Annotated in this window: 17 protein-coding genes; 14 read left to right on the top strand and 3 right to left on the bottom strand. The window is 54.3% G+C overall.

Translation table 11 applies throughout. The features are described from left to right. The first annotated feature begins 358 nt into the window (after positions 1 to 358). Positions 359 to 1351: a hypothetical protein gene (locus PZA18_RS21630; protein ID WP_284102970.1), complete on the top strand. Its 993-nt coding sequence runs from the start codon at positions 359 to 361 to the stop codon at positions 1349 to 1351. Between the two features lie 415 nt (positions 1352 to 1766). Next, entirely contained in the window at positions 1767 to 2894 is a 1128-nt protein-coding gene (locus PZA18_RS21625) for an acyltransferase family protein (protein WP_284102969.1), read from the top strand. A 163-nt stretch (positions 2895 to 3057) separates the two neighbouring features. Here PZA18_RS21625 and PZA18_RS21620 read toward each other — a convergent pair whose 3' ends face one another. Further along, positions 3058 to 3696 (bottom strand): hypothetical protein, encoded by a 639-nt coding sequence (locus PZA18_RS21620; protein ID WP_284102968.1) that lies wholly within the window; start codon positions 3694 to 3696, stop codon positions 3058 to 3060. 391 nt (positions 3697 to 4087) lie between these two features. Between PZA18_RS21620 and PZA18_RS21615 the strand changes: the two genes are divergently transcribed. The 7 genes from PZA18_RS21615 (at position 4088) to PZA18_RS21585 (ending at position 11317) form a co-directional block, all read left to right on the top strand. Then, positions 4088 to 4993 (top strand): cation diffusion facilitator family transporter, encoded by a 906-nt coding sequence (locus PZA18_RS21615; RefSeq protein WP_284102967.1) that lies wholly within the window; start codon positions 4088 to 4090, stop codon positions 4991 to 4993. A 345-nt stretch (positions 4994 to 5338) separates the two neighbouring features. After that, a complete protein-coding gene (locus PZA18_RS21610; protein ID WP_284102966.1) occupies positions 5339 to 5668 on the top strand; it encodes a DHCW motif cupin fold protein in 330 nt (109 codons plus the stop codon). A 15-nt stretch (positions 5669 to 5683) separates the two neighbouring features. Next, a complete protein-coding gene (locus PZA18_RS21605; protein ID WP_284102965.1) occupies positions 5684 to 6316 on the top strand; it encodes an esterase/lipase family protein in 633 nt (210 codons plus the stop codon). Between the two features lie 14 nt (positions 6317 to 6330). Beyond that, positions 6331 to 7053, top strand: coding sequence for a haloacid dehalogenase type II (locus PZA18_RS21600; RefSeq protein ID WP_284102964.1), 723 nt, complete (start codon positions 6331 to 6333; stop codon positions 7051 to 7053). A 98-nt stretch (positions 7054 to 7151) separates the two neighbouring features. Then, positions 7152 to 7973, top strand: coding sequence for a 2,3,4,5-tetrahydropyridine-2,6-dicarboxylate N-succinyltransferase (gene dapD / locus PZA18_RS21595; protein ID WP_284102971.1), 822 nt, complete (start codon positions 7152 to 7154; stop codon positions 7971 to 7973). Positions 7974 to 8488: 515 nt separating this feature from the next. Beyond that, complete coding sequence (locus tag PZA18_RS21590; RefSeq protein ID WP_284102963.1) at positions 8489 to 10126, top strand: diguanylate cyclase; 1638 nt, start codon at positions 8489 to 8491, stop codon at positions 10124 to 10126. Positions 10127 to 10168: 42 nt separating this feature from the next. Further along, complete coding sequence (locus PZA18_RS21585; protein WP_284102962.1) at positions 10169 to 11317, top strand: SPFH domain-containing protein; 1149 nt, start codon at positions 10169 to 10171, stop codon at positions 11315 to 11317. Positions 11318 to 11665: 348 nt separating this feature from the next. Here PZA18_RS21585 and PZA18_RS25765 read toward each other — a convergent pair whose 3' ends face one another. Both PZA18_RS25765 and PZA18_RS21580 read right to left on the bottom strand, forming a co-directional pair. Then, positions 11666 to 11797 (bottom strand): GFA family protein, encoded by a 132-nt coding sequence (locus PZA18_RS25765; RefSeq protein ID WP_456238578.1) that lies wholly within the window; start codon positions 11795 to 11797, stop codon positions 11666 to 11668. 35 nt (positions 11798 to 11832) lie between these two features. Beyond that, positions 11833 to 12084 (bottom strand): hypothetical protein, encoded by a 252-nt coding sequence (locus PZA18_RS21580; RefSeq protein WP_284102961.1) that lies wholly within the window; start codon positions 12082 to 12084, stop codon positions 11833 to 11835. Positions 12085 to 13113: 1029 nt separating this feature from the next. On the opposite strand from PZA18_RS21580, the gene trbB reads away from it, so the two are divergent. The 5 genes from trbB to trbL are packed head-to-tail and all read left to right on the top strand — an operon-like array spanning position 13114 to position 18925. Further along, the gene (gene trbB / locus PZA18_RS21575) at positions 13114 to 14175 is read left to right on the top strand and encodes a P-type conjugative transfer ATPase TrbB (protein WP_284102960.1); all 1062 of its coding nucleotides are present in this window, start codon (positions 13114 to 13116) and stop codon (positions 14173 to 14175) included. A 26-nt stretch (positions 14176 to 14201) separates the two neighbouring features. Next, entirely contained in the window at positions 14202 to 14507 is a 306-nt protein-coding gene (locus PZA18_RS21570) for a TrbC/VirB2 family protein (RefSeq protein ID WP_284102959.1), read from the top strand. Positions 14508 to 14535: 28 nt separating this feature from the next. Continuing rightward, positions 14536 to 14850: a conjugal transfer protein TrbD gene (gene trbD / locus PZA18_RS21565; RefSeq protein ID WP_284102958.1), complete on the top strand. Its 315-nt coding sequence runs from the start codon at positions 14536 to 14538 to the stop codon at positions 14848 to 14850. A 3-nt stretch (positions 14851 to 14853) separates the two neighbouring features. Beyond that, positions 14854 to 17301 carry a VirB4 family type IV secretion/conjugal transfer ATPase gene (locus tag PZA18_RS21560; RefSeq protein WP_284102957.1) on the top strand — a complete coding sequence of 816 codons (2448 nt, stop codon included), beginning with the start codon at positions 14854 to 14856 and terminating at the stop codon, positions 17299 to 17301. A 22-nt stretch (positions 17302 to 17323) separates the two neighbouring features. Next, positions 17324 to 18925 (top strand): P-type conjugative transfer protein TrbL, encoded by a 1602-nt coding sequence (trbL, locus tag PZA18_RS21555; RefSeq protein WP_284102956.1) that lies wholly within the window; start codon positions 17324 to 17326, stop codon positions 18923 to 18925. Positions 18926 to 18996: the final 71 nt, after the last annotated feature.

Here is an 18996-nt window from a genome sequence, read left to right as displayed (position 1 = left end):
TTGCTGTGCAGGCGGTAACTCATGATCAGGAAGGGTTCTCAAGTTGGGCGATCAGACTACGCAAAAGATCTCTGGCCCGATAGAGCGGCCAGCTACGTCTTGGAATGGAATCTGGTGGAACCCAACATCTAGCCGAGATTCAGTAAATCTTTCCCGAACACCCTCTCGCCAGGTCTGTATCGCTCTGACAGCAGCCCGCACGGACAGGCTGATTTACTTAATTCCGACCAACAACCATTCGAACTAAATATCCAGGTTTGATTGTGGTCTTTTAAACATAAAACCTGGCCACTCGTGCAGTTACCTTTTCTGCACGTTTTATTTCTTCGCTTCTTTAAACAAAAAAACAGGAGAATTTATGACTATTCATCACTCAACCCCTGCCCGCGCTTTCAGATTGCGCACCCTGTCCTGCTTGATAGGTATCGCTGCCTTCTCGGCACTGGCCGGTCAGGCCTCGGCTGCTGATGTTCCCTGCTTTCTGAATGGCTTCGCCTCAGGCGATTTCACCTGGCAAATGACCAGCCCCACAACCGGTGCGGAATACACTGTTGAGCCCGGTGGCAGGGCCTGGGTCAGCATCAGCGGCAATGCCCGGCTGCTAACCAGTTTCGACGGAATGGCCAGCAAGGACTGCCTGGCCTACTGGTATAAACCTGAAGTCACCTTGCAGATCAACGGTAATCAAAGCCTGACTTTGGCCGATGGCCTCTTCAACACTCAGTTCTCGCAAGGGCTTTCGCTCGCTGCCGGTACTTACTCCCTGGGTTTCAAGGGCAAGTTCCAGCTCGCTGCCATCAATAGCCAACCTGTTTATATCACCTCACCGACGATGGCCCAGATTGTCATCAAAGAGAAAAAGGCCCCGCCCAAGATCTTCGGCAGGCTGTTATGGGTGCAGCGTGGTTGGCAAGATCAGGTTGTGGCATCTGGCTGGGCTTGTCTGCAAGAGCAGGCTCAGCCGGTGAATGTGGTTTTTTACGCGGGCAGCCCCTACCCCAACGGTACATTCCTGACCAGCGCCCCTGCCGGCAACCAAGCCCCTCTGATTTGGGCACCAAGCGTGTATGAAAACATGGACAAGTGCGGAGGCGACACGCGAATGCATGCCTTCGATACCAATCTGACAGCCTGGCAAAGCCAGATCTATGGCCAACCGATCTACGCACACGGGGTCTATCCAGATGGACGGGTGTCCGAGCCTCTGAATGGATCACCACAAAGCTTCCAAAGCTCCCCTCCCATCCGCCCCTGTTCAAGCGACGCAGCATTCGGCGATGGATTGTCAGCGCTCTGCGCACCGCCCAATCGTCGTTTTGAGGGCGTAGTGGAAAATCCATTGGAAAATTAATCGACCAACCCGTGCTTGGCGCCAAACAAGGCGCCAGCCGGGCTAATCCTGGCGATATCCGTCTGCATCGTTAGCGCAGCAGGGTGTCGCCAGAGCACGGCTTAGGCTCTGTTGACGTTTCATTTCCGGTCGCGCCGGGCCATCGACCCTGGGGACATGCCAGCGTTGCGAAGCGGGATTTCTACTAGCCTGCCGATGCACACTGGGTATACCCTCACAGCTCGGTAAGCAAGCTATGTGAATGAATGGATCGTCACAAAGCTTGCCGACTCTCGCCTCTCAAGCTCTGCTGACAGTAGGCCGCCATCGGACTTCTGGCTCCGGACCATTTGTCTTTGGAGCGCGATCCGAAAAAAACCTCAACAGAACCCAGGTCTGCGCAAATGCTGCCGCTTAATCTCAACCCATTTCTTCCATGACCCAAACTGCTTTTTCTCCCCGACTGGAGGCCCTGCGCGGCATCGCCGCCTTGATGGTTGCTTACTCGCACTCCCTCGGCGCCATTGCCATACAACATTCAGATTCTGCTGCGATCAAATCCTGGCTCAACGTCCTTGGCAATGGTTGCGCAGGCGTCACCCTGTTCTTTGTGCTCAGTGGTCATGTGCTGAACCTGTCCCTTTCGCGTGACAGCTCGCCACTTTTCGCCAGCTTTACGTCCTTTCTTACCCGCCGGGTACTGCGTATCTGGCCGACCATGCTGGTTTGCCTCGCCGCCTGCGCAATCTGGCTGATTGCGGTTCATCACCCGGTGCGCTACCCGGCTGCATCGGTTGAATACCATTCGTATTGGCAAAACGGTGCGTCGCTGGAGGTATATCTGCACGACGCCTTCTTTCTTACCTATTACCTGAATCCAGTAACCTGGACGCTGCAGGTGGAAATGATTGCGGCACTCCTGTTCGTTCCGATGTGGCGAGCGACCCGACGCTCGTTTGTGCTAGCGGCCTTGTTGCTCGTGGGCTGGACAGTGTTCTTTTTAGCCACGCCGCTTTACGGCTTTGCTCGTAGCGGGTTCGTGTTCATGTTCCTGCTGGGCATGCACGCCGGCAGCTTCTCGCAATGGCTCAGCAAACGCCTGAACGGCCAGCAGATCCGGTGGGGCGTGATCGCCGCATTTGCAGCACTTTGCGTCAGCAATCATCTGATTCCGGAAACGCATGCCGCGGGCTGGGTAGTGAGCAGTATCGCGGCATTCGCTGTCATCAGCCTGCTCAGCGCCAGCGAGGGGCGTACGAGCATCCCGCTGCTCGACACGCGTTTGAGCCATTTTTTGGGCAGGATTTCGTACAGCTTCTACTTATGGCACTTCCCGGTGCTCTACATTCTCGGCACGCTCGGCTTTGCTACCCTGGATCCGGCACTCTGCCAGCGTTGGCCAAATCTGCTCGACAACCTGCTGTTTGCAATATCGGTACTGGTGACTATTCCGCTAGCTTGGTTAAGCCATCGCGCCCTTGAGCGCCCCTGCATCACCTTTGCCAACACGCTAACCAGAAAGCCAAGCGTCAACCCAACCCATTACGCGCATCATTCAGGGTAAGCAGGCTCCCTGACCATCCGGCTCCGACAACGCTTTTGGCTTGCGCGGCTTGATGCGCAGATTGCGCCCAAGTCACGATGCATTTCTAAAATCTTAATTAAATAGATCAATAAAAAAGGGCTTTGCATCACGCAAAGCCCTTTTTGCCAAAATCAATCAAGACTTATTCAGCCTGTTCAGTGTCCGGTGCCTCAAACTCATTTAACCCAGCCGAGGCCGTTCCTCGATCATTCTTGAAAATGTGGCATACGATACCCTCGTAATACCAGCCATATGCACCGCCACCCAGTTCATTGACATCGGAGGTGTAAAAATGTGCGCTGGAACGATCCGGAAACCCTGGCAAGCGGAACCTGACTGAAGGATTAAAATACCTATACAGAGGTTTGGTTTCAGGGGTTGGATTCTTCAAGCAAGCGCCCAGATAGCCTTTAAATTCCCACTCTCCATATCCCGCAGGAATCTCCGATGGATTTGCAGTCAGGAAAAAGTCTTGCGTAGTGGGGTGGCCGGAGGAGCCATTCGGGTTTCTGTGTTGATAGCTCAACAGTGGGACAAAATTCGAACCGCTTGGGATAGGAATCATCTGGTTAAGCATGTAGCCGACAATGCCTTCATGCCGCCACTGTGCTCGAATACCCGAAACAATCGGGTCACTATCCCCCTCCAAAGTGTAGTAGTGCATTTCGGGTCGCCAAGTGAAGGCGTAGCGGTGCAAAGGCGCATATTGCGCCGCCAAAGCGCTGCCTGCTGCCAACGTTCCAAGCAAACCCAAAGCCAGCTTTTTCATCGTCAATTTCATATCTTCACCTCAAGTTTTTATGTTTTAAACAGATGAATTAACCACCATGAAAGGCGTAAAAATCCCACAAATAGATCAGCACCGTCTATTTAAATAATGATCATTACAAAACCTATCACCGTAATCCAATTCATACCGGGGCCGAACTATAAAACCCCATCCAAATCCATGCAACCATTACTTATTACTTACCAAATAATAAGATTATCTAATTGATTGTAATGTATAGAAAATCATCCCAACCAAAAGGCAACAACCATTACCAATTCTCCATATTTTAAATCCAGCAATTCGGGACATTTGTCCCTAATATAATTGGTCGGCCCGACACGACCATTGCCAAAACCTGCTAAATTCCCTGCACAGCCAATAACAACAGGAGCGCACCACCATGTCCGCGCAAGCAGATTCCTTGAAGTCCATTTTTTTTGCCTTGGGAGCGAACTTTGCCATTGGTGTTTCCAAGCTGGGGGCTGCGCTTTATACCGGCTCTGGCTCGATGCTGGCCGAAGCGGTTCATTCCTTCGCCGATTGCGGAAATCAAGCCTTGTTGATCTGGGGTCTGAAGGCCGCCAAGACCCCGCCTTCGCCAGACTTTCCACTCGGTTACGGCAAAGCCATTTACTTCTGGTCGTTTATCGTGGCCTTGATGCTGTTCAGCCTGGGGGGGCTGTTCTCGATTTACGAAGGCGTACACAAGCTGCAAGATCCCGAGCAGATGGAAGCACCCTGGCTGGCAATCGGCGTTCTGGCTTTTGGGGTCGTGGCCGAGTCGATCTCACTATGGGGAGCTATGCGCGAGATCAATAAACTTCGCGGCGGCAAAGGACTACTGCGGTGGGCACAGGAAACCCGCCAGAGCGAGCTGGTGGTGATTCTGGGTGAGGATGTCGCGGCTTTGGCAGGTCTGGCTGTTGCATTGGCGGCTGTCTGCATGGCTACGATCACCGACAACCCGATGTGGGATGCGCTGGGTGGCATCGTGATAGGCGTTTTGCTGATTGGCGTAGCTTTGTTCATCGGCGTGGAAATCAAAGCTTTGCTGATCGGCCAGAGTGTCGAGCCGGAAGTGCGCAGCGCCATGCGCGCGCATCTCGAAGCAGACTCTGCGATTGAAAAGGTATTCAATATCATTACCCTGCAATTGGGTAATGATGTAATGGTGGCGGTAAAAGCCAAGGTAAAAGCCGAAACAGCGGCCGAACAGGTTACCGAAATCAACCGGATTGAAGCCGCACTCAAAGCTGCCTTCCCGCAAATCAAATGGAGTTTTTTCGAGCCGGATATTGCTGATTGAAATACCCCGCCTCAATTCATCAGTCCTCGGGGTTGATGGCTTGAGGCAAGATAAACCTGCTTTCGGTAAATTCTGTATCGGGCATTCGATAGCCGGGCGACTATGGCACAATCCCTGTCGATATCTGCCTATATCTGTCCATGTCATGGCACCGCCTGCTTTTGCAGTCAATCACTGCCGGCGGAAAGACAGGCAGCATAAGGAGGTTAAAAGATTGAGACTTTCCGATTCTTCTACCTTCTCCAGATATTAGCGCTCTGCGACGCTTGTTTGACGATGTATCAATAGATGCCAATCCGGCCAACTGACAATTTTTAAATACAATACAAGACCTTATTCCCCGATATGAATATTCAGGATATTCCGTTTGGCATTACCGATTGGTCCAGCATTTCTGCTACCGAGCATCAAGGCGAGCGGGGAATGGCCTTATGGCGCACCCGTCGCTTTGGTAATGTAAGAGTACGTATGGTCGAATATTCGGCTGGTTATATGGCTGATCATTGGTGCAATAAAGGCCATATCCTGCTGTGCCTGGACGGTGAATTGCACACCGAGCTGGCCGATGGCCGCCGCTTCGTACTGCGGCCCGGCATGAGCTATCAGGTGGCGGACGAGGCGGAACCGCACCGGTCGTATACCGACGTCGGTGCCAAGCTGTTTATTGTTGACTAAGGGGTAGCCGGCGGCATGCAAGCCCCGATTTCGGCATTTCTGGTGCATGGCATGGGGCGTAGCCCGCTGTCGATGCAGATTCTGGCCTGGCGCTTGCGGCAGGCGGGTTTTCGTACCCACTGCTTTGGTTATGTTGCGGCGTTTGAGCGCTTTGCCTCCTGCCGGGAGCGCCTGCTGCGTCAGATCCACCGGCATGCGGGCGCCGCGCCCTTCCTGCTCGCCGGTCACTCGCTGGGCTCGGTGCTGATTCGGGCCTGCCTGCCAGATCTTCCCCGCCCGCCACTGGCCTGTGCCTTCATGGCTCCCCCTACCGTAGCATCGAAGGCGGCCCGTTTTTTTCGGCGCAACCCGCTCTACCGCCTGGGTACGGGCGAAATCGGCCAGCGACTGGGCGAGCCCGACTTCATGGCCGCACTGCCGGTGCCAGACGTTCCCACCACAATCTATGCAGGCGTTGCCGGCCCGCGTGGCCGGTGGTCACCGTTTGGCAACGAAGACAACGATGGCGTATTAGGCTGGTCGGAAGTACAACTGCCCGGTGCCCGCATCCTGCGCATCGACGCCATGCACACCTTCATCATGAACTCGCGGATCGTGACGGCAGACTTGATCTCAACCTGCCGCCAGCTTGCCGGCCAATCGGCCTGACCCCCAACTGCTTTATGTCGACCCAGCCCCCGATTCAAGCCCTGCTATTTGACGTTTTCGGCACGCTGGTTGACTGGCGCGCCACCATCGTCCGCACCGGGCAGCGCCGATTCGGGCAACGCTTTGCCTTGCTGGACTGGCCCGCCTTTGCTGAGGCCTGGCGTGCCGGCTATCGACCCAAGCTGGATGCCATCCTCACCCAGCAAGCGCCTTGGCGGGATATCGACGCCATCCACCGGGAAATTCTTGATGAACTTGCCCCGCGTTTTGGCCTCGAAACGCTGAAGGAGGATGAGCGCGCAGACTTCAATCTCGTCTGGCGCCAGCTCGACGGCTGGCCCGATAGCGCGGAAGGCCTTGTCCGCCTGCGCTGCCATTTCACCGTGGCCACCCTATCAAACGGTAGCGAGCCCTTGCTGCGTGCGCTCAGCGCACATGCAGGCCTGGGCTGGGACCATATCCTGTCTGCCGATCTGCTGGAAAGCTACAAACCCGACCCGGCGATGTACCGCCAGGCGGTGGCCAGACTGGGTCTGAATCCCGATCAGGTGATGATGGTGACTGCCCACTTGAGCGACCTGCGCGCAGCGCGGAGTATTGGCCTGAAAACCGCGTATATTCCTCGTCCAGACGAATATGGCAAACGGACGACATTCGAGCCCCACTCTGCCAGTCACTATGACCTGACTGCGCCATCCCTGACCGCCCTGGCGGATCTGATGCTCCCGCAGCATTGAGGGCGTCTCGAACAACACCGCAGCCTGCCGCCACAACAAGGCAGGTTGAAAGAGGAGACAGAACCATGATTCCCCCCTTACCCAATAAAGGACTACATATGCACCCGATCCAGCCGGTTATCGAAGCGGCATTTGAACGCCGCGCCGACATCACAGCCGCCACCATCGACACCAATCTGAAAGACGCCATCAGCCAGGTCATCGCCGAGCTGGATCGCGGCCATCTGCGCGTCGCGGAGAAGATTGATGGTCAGTGGATCACCCACGAATGGGTCAAGAAGGCGGTATTACTGTATTTCCGTGCCCACGATAACGAGCGTCTGGCCGGTGCCTACACCCACTACTTCGATAAGGTTCCGTCGAAGTTTGACGACTACACCGCTGACGACTTCCGCGAAGGCGGCTTTCGGGTGGTCCCCCCTGCGGTCGCCCGACACGGTAGCTTTATCGGCAAAAACGTGGTGCTGATGCCGTCTTACGTCAATATCGGCGCCTATGTCGGCGAAGGCACCATGGTGGATACCTGGGCCACCGTCGGCTCCTGCGCCCAGATTGGCAAGAACGTCCATCTATCGGGAGGCGTTGGCATCGGTGGTGTCCTGGAGCCGCTGCAGGCTAACCCCACCATCATTGAAGACAACTGCTTTATCGGCGCGCGCTCTGAAATTGTTGAAGGCGTGATCGTCGAAGAAGGCTCGGTCATCTCGATGGGGGTGTATATCGGTCAGAGCACCAAAATCTATGACCGCGAAACCGGCGAAATCAGCTACGGCCGAGTACCGGCCGGATCGGTTGTGGTTTCCGGCAACTTGCCATCCGCTGACGGCAAGTACAGCCTCTACTGCGCGGTCATCGTCAAAAAGGTCGATGCCAAAACCCGCGCCAAAGTCGGCATCAACGAGCTGTTGCGCGGCGACTAAGCTGCCCCAGACACGATGGGCGCATCAGGTTCGGCCGGATAGTGGTTGCCCGGCCGTGCTGTCGATGCCGGGCCGCGATAGCGTGAAACCGCTCACGCTCGCGGCACTGGCTGCAATCCTGGCGTGAATTCGCCTTTTATCCGGACTAGGATGGATTAGGCTGTGTGGACGTTTGGTTGGCAGTGGCACCAGGCCCGAAGCGCTTCACCGGAAAACTTCCGTACCGTTTGTCAGGTCTTAACTCTGAATCGTGCCAACGACGAGGACGTCGTATCACGCCACGCCAGACCCATCGACCTTGCAAAGCGCAATGAAAGCCAGGCTTTCGACCGACCCTGCCAAGGCTCTGTTGACGTTAATGAATGGTTGCGTGCGGAATGGTTGCGCGCGCCGCACTGCGTTTTCACAGCCTGCCGCTACAGCCGGGCCGGCATGAGTGGTAATGACCTGCCAACAACCTGCACAGGCGCGCTGAATGCAGCCTTTATCTATTGACGAAGATATTTCCACCTACCATGTCGTGTTCTCCCGTCGAACTCAATCAGAAATGTTCGTCTTTGGTCGCAACCTGGCGCCACTATCGCGGCAACCCGACCTTTGAAGAATTTGTCGAGTTCGCCGTCACCCTCAACAGCTTTTGTGAATTTCTGATTGCCAAGTCGGTCGCCGGTGTCACCCATGCCGGACATGATCTGGAACAACTGGCCCTGACCCTTTTCGGCACCAGCGAAAGCCATCCCCTGCCCGAAGCGACTATCGAAACCCTGCAGATCAAGGTAGACACGCTACAGCAAGCCATTGCCGAATTCATTGCCACCCACGGCAAACCACAAGAGGAACGCCGGGCAGGTGGCGCCAATGCTACTGCCGTTGTCGATATTCCCAAGCAACGCGAAGTCTGGTTTGTGGGCCACGCCCCCGCCACCTGGCGCGAGATGCTGTCCCAGCTCAGCTACTTTGGTGTACGGGTCGAATTCCAGCACTGGGATGCCATGCCCCCCGTCATTGCCGATGTGCCACTGCTGCTGCTGAACATTGCCGGACTGGAAGCCGACAGCTGGCCAGAGCGGGTCCGCGAACTACGCAAGCGCTTTGGTAGCAGCGATCTGATTGGCCTGTCCGTCCCCTCCGACTTCGACTCGCTACAAGCGGCGCTGACAGCCGGCTGTGACCACTGTTTTCCAGAAGGCACGGGCATGCCGATCATCCTGGCCAAAATACTGGAACTGAACGACAACCAGGAACAGGAAGACTACCGGGTACTGGTGGTTGAGGATTCGCATACTGCGACCCGCCTGATCCAGCGTACGCTCGAAGAAAACGGTGTCGATAGCCATGCTATCGACGATCCACGCTTCGTGCTCGACGCCATGAAGAGCTATAACCCCGACTTGATCCTGATGGATATGTATATGCCCACCTGTACCGGGGTCGAAGCCGCACGGGTGATACGGCAGCATCCGCAGTTTCTTAGTGTGCCCATTGTCTATCTCTCGGGCGAGACCGACGTCGCCCTGCAAATTGATGCCTTGCGGCTGGGGGGCGATCACTTTCTGACCAAGCCATTCAATCCGGTCTTCCTCAACGCGATCGTCAAAAGCAAGATCGAGCGTTACCGCGCCCTGCGCCGCTCCATGTTTCATGACAGCCTTACCGGTCTGCTCAATCACACCAGCAGCAAGCGCTCGCTGGATGCGGCGCTTGCCAATGCCACCAAAGTGGATAGTCCACTGTCGGTCGCCATGATCGACATTGACCATTTCAAGCGGGTGAACGACCACTACGGCCACCCGATTGGCGATCAGGTAATTCGTAGCCTGGCTTGGCTACTCAAACAACGCTTGCGCCGCAACGACATCATCGGCCGCTATGGCGGGGAGGAATTTCTGGTTGCCCTGCCCGATACCGATGGAGAAACCGCCTTCCGGGTGCTGGATCGCATCCGCCGTGATTTTTCACAGATCAAACACCCCTATGCGGACAACAGTTTCAACAGTACCTTCTCGAGCGGCGTTGCCAGTTTTCCCCAGTGGAAGTACGGTGAAGACTTGGTAAAAGAGGCGGATGAAGCGCTCTATCACGCCAAACGCCGGGGTCGCAACCGGGTTGTGGTTGCGGGTATGGAACGCGATGGCTATCTGGCACCGGGCTGACCACCGGTTTTCCCGGCATTGTTTTAACTCTAGGAGACCCTCATGGGACTGTGGCAAAAGCTTACCAACGAATTCATCGACATCGTCGAATGGCTGGATGACAGCCGTGACACGCTGGTCCACCGTTTCGAACGCTACAACAACGAAATCAAGAACGGCGCCAAACTGGTAGTCCGCGAGGGACAGCTTGCCATCATCGTCAATCAGGGACAGGCAGGTGCTGGCCAACCAGCCGATGTCTTCGGTCCCGGCATGCACGAGCTTTCGACCGCCAACCTTCCCATCCTCTCGACTTTGCAGGGCTGGAAGTATGGCTTCAACAGCCCGTTCAAGGCCGAGGTGTATTTCTTCAACACCCGCCTGTTCCCCGATCTGAAATGGGGCACTCCCGGCCCCTCGACCATGCGCGACCCCGAATTCGGCGTAGTGCGCGTGACCGCCTTCGGTATCTACTCGATCCGCATCAAGGATGCCAAAACCGTCCTCAAGGATCTCGTTGGCACGGCTGGCGACTTCACCCTTTCGGATATCGAGAACAACCTGCGCGGCAAAATCGGCTTGCGGATCAAGGAAGTCATGCCGGAGCTGGGCGTGCCGGTCATCGACCTGGAAAGCAAGGTTACGGTGCTGGGCGAGCGCATCCGCGAGAAGATCAGCCCCGACTTCGAACGGCTGGGACTGGAGCTGGTAGAAGTTCAGGTGCAAGACCTTGGTCTGCCCGAAGAAGTGGAAGCCGCCATCGACAAGCAAGGCGCGATGCGGGTCATCGGCAATATGCAGACGTATGCCCAATACGAGGCCGCCAATGCCATGCGGGACGCTGCCAACAACACCGGCGCTGCGGGCAGTGCCATGGGTGTCGGCGTCGGCATGATGATGGGCAATGGCATCGGTGCCTTATTTGGTGGCGGCAGTCAGTCACCGGCTCAGCCCGCTCAGCCTGCGCCTCAGGCCGCCGCACCGGTTGCGCCGCCCCCGCTGCCCACAGCCGTGCAATACTGGGTTGCCATCAACGGCCAGCAAGCCGGTCCGTTTGACCTTGCCGCGCTGCAACAAAAGCTCGCCAGCGGCGAAATCAACCGCGACAGCCTGGCTTGGAAGCAAGGAATGCCGGGCTGGACCGCGATGAGCCAGATTGCCGAGTTGGGATCACTGTTTGCCAACGTGCCCCCACCCCTCCCCCCAATGTAAAAATATCGTTTGGCACGACCATGCAAAACGGGCACCCAAGGGTGCCCGTTTTTTTATCATTACCTAGCCCGCTAAACGGCGCTCGCCCTGCCTAGGCTCTGTTGACGTTTTGTTTCCGGTCGCGCCGGGTCGAGTTTTGGGGCAGGGCCAGGCAGGGTGAGTGAGGTTTAGCGAGCTAAATAAACGAACCCTAACGACGCCATGCCCCAAAAATCGACCCGGCCCGGAGGGTTTCGCCGGGTTTGGGCCTGCTGCCGCGTTAAAAATCGCGTGGCTTATCACTAAGCGGCGCGCTTTTTGCCTTGCATCAGGCCCAAATCCGACGAAACGCGATCCGAAAATAAAACGTCAACAGAGCCTAACCATCAAAGCATTCTTACGGCGGCAAATCGAACAATCACAGACCGTCAATTCAGGAAAGTCCGTGTCGATCTCAAACCGGACCGCGCCACCATGGCAACCGCCCTGATAAGTTTGCATGGGCCGATGACTCATTGGCTATTCCCGTTCCTGCCTTAAGCCGCACTCACAAAACCTTCATTCACAATCTGAATACGCATACCACGCCATTTGGTGAGGTGGTCCACATTCCGATCCAGCAACAAGGCATCGTAATGCCGGCGCTCAATCACAATGTAATCCAGACCCATCTGCTTCATTTGCGCAGCCAACTCATTACAAAATTCGGTAATCGACTGCTGAGCCGGCTTTTGCTGGGGCCGCTTATCAAATAGCGCTTCCAGCGCCTGTCTTGCAGCGTCTTGCATCAAAAAAATCCCTTTATAAAAAATCAAAATTCAAACCGTTTGAGGCAAACAAAGTGATGGCGCCACAACACACACCACTGCCTTGCGAAGGCAAGTTTGCCGCAACAAACCGTGTCGTAAAGGCAAAAACCAATGTGATATCTAAAGTACAGAATTAACCATCAACAACTTGGCCACCCCACAAACGCGAACAGGGCTCATGCCACTTGCCAAGCTGTATTAATTGAAATTAGCAAATAAAACAGAAGTTTCCAATCTGCTACCCCGTCAAATTACCGCCACGGGCCATCTGCCGATAAAACTTTCCCGGAAGATATCAAAACGAGGACATTGGTTGCACAAAGCAAATAATACCAAGTTGGCTATCTGCTTGCTATTTATCTGCACAAGATAAGTAACAGCAGCCTTCAATTTCATCTTAAAGGTCATCACTTCTGGCGCAGACCTGAAGTCTATCGTCTATGCGGTTGGCACTTCAAAAAAAGGCTTGGCGAGCCAGACTGGCAATTCATTGTCCGCCTGACCACCCGAAATTTCGATTGGGCGCCGGCACGCTTCACCACACTTCTATAGCCCCAAACCTTCCAAGCATCAACTAACCATCGCCAATTTCGGAAAATTGATTAATTACCGACAAATAGGCACATCAATTACTCCGTGCTTATTTTTGGAAAAGCCAAGATTAGCCAGTCATCAGACCCGCTCACACCGCACTAATTATCATGACTTACTGAAATTATTTAAACCACAACCTTACAGCAAGCTTAATTAGTCCACTAATATATCAGCACAAAAATAATGGTAAGTTATTGATAATAATCAAGATTATAGAAACGTTAGTGGCCTAACAGACAAATACCCAAGCCATTAGCCAGCCATTAGTTAGTCATTAGAAACAGAACAATTTTTTTGTGCAACACTGCATCCATTCCAATCAAGAAAATTTTGAACGACCAAGGAAGATCTTGCTGTACCGCAACAGCTTCTTGCCATTAAATATCAGCCATCTATTCAATCCAAGGCGGTTAAATGAACACCATTGCAAAAGATGTTTTAAGAGTCCGTCTGGAAGAAAAATTAATGCGGGAATGCGGCGAAGGATTAATTAAAGCATTAAAAGATCCAGCCGTTGTTGAAATCATGCTGAATCCAGACGGAAAAATATGGCTGGATATTAGCGGGCAGGGAATGGGTGATAGTGGCTTGATGATGACTTCAGCCGCCGCAGAAAGCATGCTGGCAACTTGCGCCAGTATGCTGGGCACTTCCCTGACTTATCAAAGCCCGATTCTGGAGGGCGAATTTCCGCTGGATGGCTCGCGTCTGGAAGGCTTGATTGCGCCGCTTGTTCGCGCCCCCGTTTTCACCATTCGTAAAAAAGCGACCCGGATATTCACACTGGATGATTACAACACCAGCGGAATTATTGGTGAATCCCTCGCGGGCGCTGACGAGTCCGGACAGCCATCCAAGCATGCCGTTCGTTATGACCGCAGCCCGGTTGAGGCAATCCGGCGCGCCGTTGTGGAGCGGCAGAACATCCTGATTGTGGGTGGCACCGGTAGCGGCAAGACCACGCTGGCCAACGCCGTGCTGGCAGAAGTGGCCCGGCTGGCCAAAGAAGACCGGCTGGTGGCGATTGAAGATACCGTTGAATTGCAGGTGAGCATGCCCAACAGCGTGCTGCTGCGGGCCAACGAACACGTATCAATGCAACGCCTGTTGCGCGCCACCATGCGCTTGCGGCCCGACCGCATTGTGGTTGGCGAGGTGCGAGGCGGCGAAGCACTGACTTTGTTGAAAAGCTGGAATACCGGCCACCCCGGTGGCATTGCCACCATTCACGCCAATTCGGCCCAAGGCGGTTTACTCCGGTTAATGCAGCTGGTTTACGAAGCGCCTGAAGCAAAAAATCTTTCTGAAAATGCCATCGGCAAAATGATTGCCGAGGCCGTCAATTTAGTGATTTTCATCGAGCGCAGTCATTTGCCAGGAGGGCGGCGCGTCAAGGAGATTGTCCATGTAAAAGAATTTAGTGATACCCACTTTATTTACCAGCCAATTGTAATTGGCACCCCCCCAACTGCCTGACAATTCATAACCCAGAAAGGTTTTATATGAAACCCATTTCAATCAATCGTGCCATTTTAATTGGCTTGCCCATTCTTTTATTCAGTGGTGCTGCCATGGCTGCCGGCTTGCCTTGGGAAAAGCCGCTAGAGACTCTTCAAAAATCACTTACCGGCCCAATCGCCCAATCCATCGGCATTCTAGCCATGGCGGTATCGGGCGGTATGCTGGCCTTCGGTGGTGAACTGGGTGACTTCACCAAGCGGATCATGATGGTGGTGTTGGCACTAGGTGTGATGATGTTTGCCGCTACATTTGTAACCAGTCTTGGCTTCCCTGCCGCCGGTTCTTAATTGAGCTTACTCACAGGTATTTACGCCAATGGAAGAGCCTCGTTTGATTCCAATCCGTCGCTCACTAAACCGCCCTCACTTGCTTTTGGGGGCTGAGCGCAGCCTGGTCCTGTTTTCGGGAGTGATTACCGCCATGGTGATCTTCTCGGGGAAAATGTCCATTCTCTCTCTGGTGGTTGGCGGGGCTTTCTGGGCGTGCGCTTTCTGGGCATTGGTACGTATGGCAAAAGCCGATCCGCAAATGAGCCAGATTTATCAGCGCCATATTCGCTATCGCGCTTATTACGTCGCCCGTGCCTGCATTAAATCGGCCATTCGCCCCTCGTCCAAATCATTTAGTTAAACCATGTTGAATCTCAAACAATTCCGCGATCTTTGCCAAAGCCTGCCCGACCTCCTGAATTTTGCCCTGTTGCCAGAAGACGGGATCATGCAGAACAAAGACGGCAGCCTGATGGCCGCCTGGTACTTCCGGGGTGAAGACCTCGATAGTGCTACCCCGGCCGAGCTGGCCGCCATTTCAGCGCGGATCAATGGCGTACTCACGAGCTTGGGCAATGGCTGGATGCTGAATTGTGATGCGATTCGGCGACCGGCCACTGCATACCCAGTGGCCGGCCACTTCCCCGACCGAACCAGTCGTTTGATTGACGAAGAACGGCGCGTCCAGCACGAAGGCGAGGGCAGGCATTTTGAAACCAACTATGCCCTGACCCTCACCTTTCTGCCGCCGCTTAATGCCAGCAACAAGATTATTGATCTGATCTACGACGACGATCTGCGCGACGATTCCGAAGCCGGTCAGGCGCTACGCATTTTGGCGCAGTTCAAGCGACGGCTGGACGACTTCGAGCATGCACTCAGCACCTGCCTGCGCATGCGGCGGATGCGCGGCATCTCGTATGTCGATCGCTTTGGCAAGACCGTCGTGGAAGACGAGCTGTTGCAATACCTTGAATTCTGCGTCAGTGGCGAACAGCGCCCAGTGCGCCTGCCGTCGATTCCGATGTATCTGGATGCCCTGATCGGCGCCCACACCTTTCAGACCGGTATCGAACCCAAAGTCGGCAGTCGCCATGTCAAAGTCGTCGCTATCGACGGCTTTCCGCACGATAGCTACCCCGGCGTGCTGAGCGTACTCGACACCCTGGGTTACGAATACCGTTGGTCTACCCGATTCATCTTCCTCGACCCGCACCAGGCCCGGCGCGTACTCGAAGGCGTCCGCCGTCGCTGGCAACAAAAGCAACGCGGTCTGAAAGACCAGATGTTCAATACCACGGGCGGCCCGGTCGATCTGGACGCCGTGGAAATGTCTGACGACGCCCAGGCCGCCATCGGTGAAGCCGAAAGCAATCTGGTGAAGTTCGGCTACTACACCTCTTGCGTGGTGCTGATGCATGAAGACCGCGAAATCCTCACCGAACAGGCGCGTGAAGTGCGCAAAGCCATTCTCAACTACGGCTTTGGTGCCCGCATTGAAGACATCAATGCCGTCGAAGCCTATCTGGGCAGCATTCCCGGCCACGGTTATCCGAATATCCGCCGGCCGATTCTCAACACCCTGAATCTGGCCGACTTGCTGCCGGTAACCGCGCTGTGGGCCGGCATGGGCAGCAACCCCTGCCCGTTCTACCCGCCCGACTCGCCGCCGCTGTGCTACACCGCCACCACCGGCTCCACACCGTTCCGGCTGAGTCTGCATGTCGAAGATGTCGGCCATAGCCTGATGATCGGCAAAACCGGCGGCGGCAAATCCACCGCCCTCAACTTTCTGATGGCCCAGCATCTGCGCTACCCGAACGCCCAGGTGTTCGGCTTCGACAAAGGCTATTCGTCGTTCATCCTGACCAATGCCTGCGGCGGCACTTACTACGACATCGCAGGCGACCAGGGTGAGCTGGCGTTCTGCCCCTTGCGCAATATCGACAGCCAGGCCGACCAGGCGTGGGCTGCCGAGTGGATCGAAGTGATGCTGACGCTGCAAGGCGTCGCCGTGACCCCGGCCAAGCGGCAGACCGTCTACGAGGCCATCTTGCGGCTAACGCTCTCGCCCCGCCGCACCCTCACCGAATACGTGGCAGAAATCCAGGACGAAGAACTGCGGCAGGCGCTATCGCACTACACTCTGGCCGGTCCGATGGGCAATCTGCTTGATGCCGAGGAAGACTGCCTGCGCTTCAGCAACTTTCAGGTATTCGAGATGGAGCACCTGATGGGCATGGGCGAGAAGAACGTGGTGCCGGTGCTGCTCTACCTGTTCCGGCAGATCGAAAAGCAGCTCGATGGCCGGCCTACGATGGTGGCGCTCGACGAATGCTGGTTGATGCTCTCGCACGAACTGTTCCGCGAAAAAGTGCGGGAATGGCTAAAGACCTGGCGTAAGAAAAACGCCTTGGTGATCATGGCCACGCAGGAACTTGCCGACGTGCTGAACAGCCCGATCCGCGATGTGGTACTCGCCAGCTGCCCGACCAAGCTGCTGCTACCCAACCCCGAGGCACGCGAGTCCACCTCTCGCAACATGTATGAGCTGATTGGCCTGAACGACCGCGAAATCGACATCCTCGCCCACGCCACGGCCAAACGGCACTACTACTACAAATCACCTTTAGGTCGTCGACTATTTTCATTTGGTTTTGGACCGGTGGCTTTATCTTTTATTGGCGCCAGCGGCCAGGAAGATATTGGCAAAGCGCGTGAATTGATTCGCCATTACCAAGGTAATTGGCCGGCAGAATGGCTGCGTGCGCGCAATCTGGATGGCTGGGCCAATGCCTGGAATCGGAAATAATTAAGCAAGACAGGAGAAGCAAGTGAATTATTTAAAAGAATATATACCAACTCCAAAAATCAACAAACAATGGCTAATAAAGTTTCTGCTATTCTCTGGGGTTTTGATTGCTGGATTTTTTTCGGCAGCTTACGCAGTAGAAGGCATTACAATCGGCAAGCATACCGGAAATTTTGACTTATTTGATGACATTGTAAAAAGCAATCAAACAATCACCGCCGGCTGGCAGAAAAAACTGGGGGAGTTAGGGCAAACCACTTTCAAACTACTAGCTACTATTGAATTTGCTTGGGCTGCCATATTATGGTCCCTTGAGAAAGATAACCTCAATAGCCTATCTATTGAGATTATCAAGAAAATCATGGCCATATCATTCTTTTATATGCTTTTGCTATATGGCCCAGAGTGGATTCCGATCATTGTAGATTCATTCTCCGAAGCTGGTGCTCAAGCAACTGGAAAATCACCATTAACTACGGACAAAATCATCGCAACAGGCTTATCTGCTATTGGTCAAATATGGGAAGATTGCCCGACCGGATTTTTTAGCGTACTAGGTGCCCTTGGTAAAATTATTGTAGCCGTGATTGCAACAGTTATTACCATGGTTTGTTTTGTTATTACAGCCGCTCAATTTCTTTGCCTGAAAATAGAGTCATTTATACTTTTTGCCGCAGGAGCCATTTACCTTGCATTTGGTGGCAGTAGCCACCTCAAGAGCCATACAGAAAAATATTTCACCTATGCTCTTAATGTTGGTATTCGGCTTTTAGTTCTGACCCTGGTTATAAGCATCATGATTATAAGTTTAGATGCCATGGCCAAAGATTGGGAATTTGAATATGAAAATATCATGAAAGTAGTAGCAATAGCCTTGATGGTGGTGATACTGGCACAAAAAGCGCCTGAGATGGCCAGCTCCGCTTTTGGTGCCAGTGTTGGCCTTTCTGCCGGGGGCGCCAGTGCCGCCGCTGCCGGGGCTATGGGTGGGGTGATGGGCGTGATGGGTGGTCTAAAGCTTGCTGGAGGAGCCACCAAATCTGCACTGGGGGGTGGGGTTTCGGGTATACAAGGTCTGAACAACCTTGGAAAAGCGATGAGCGCAGCAAACGACTTGGCAGACTCCAAAGGGGGTGGGTCTGGTGGGAAGACTGGCGACGGCATAGGAACATTGGGTGGTAGTGGCGGTGGCGGTGGCGGTGGCGGCCAAGCGGCTGATAACTTAAAAGTTGGAGCTGGTGGTTCGGACAATACTCATACCCAACCAAATGAAAGCCAAGCTGACAACAACCGAAATCCAGCCACGAAGGGCGATACCATGCCAGGCAATAGTCGCGCTCATGGGAGTGATGACAATGATTCGAAAAATGATTCAGGTAGCAGCGCGTCCCGAGCTAAATATCGATCCTTAGGTACAAGTGCTGGAGTGGCAGCTCTTGCTATCGCCAACGGCTTGATGAAGGGTGCAACCGGCAAGGACCTTCTTCTCAATCAAACTAACAAACTCCTAAAGGGGCTGGGTGAGCAACCACTCCAAAAGGGAATGGGCTCCAATGATCTTGTGAAAAACTATTACAGAGCAAAGCTTCGCGCAAACCAGGTTCAGAAAGTCAAAAACACCTAAAAAGGTTTAATTGGAATTACTGGTGACACACTGACTCCAAGCCAAACAATTCGCTAATTTAAATCTGGCAA

It is taken from the genome of Parachitinimonas caeni (assembly GCF_030129945.1).
Taxonomy (GTDB): domain Bacteria; phylum Pseudomonadota; class Gammaproteobacteria; order Burkholderiales; family Chitinimonadaceae; genus Parachitinimonas; species Parachitinimonas caeni.
This window is presented reverse-complemented; position numbering and strand designations above follow the sequence as displayed.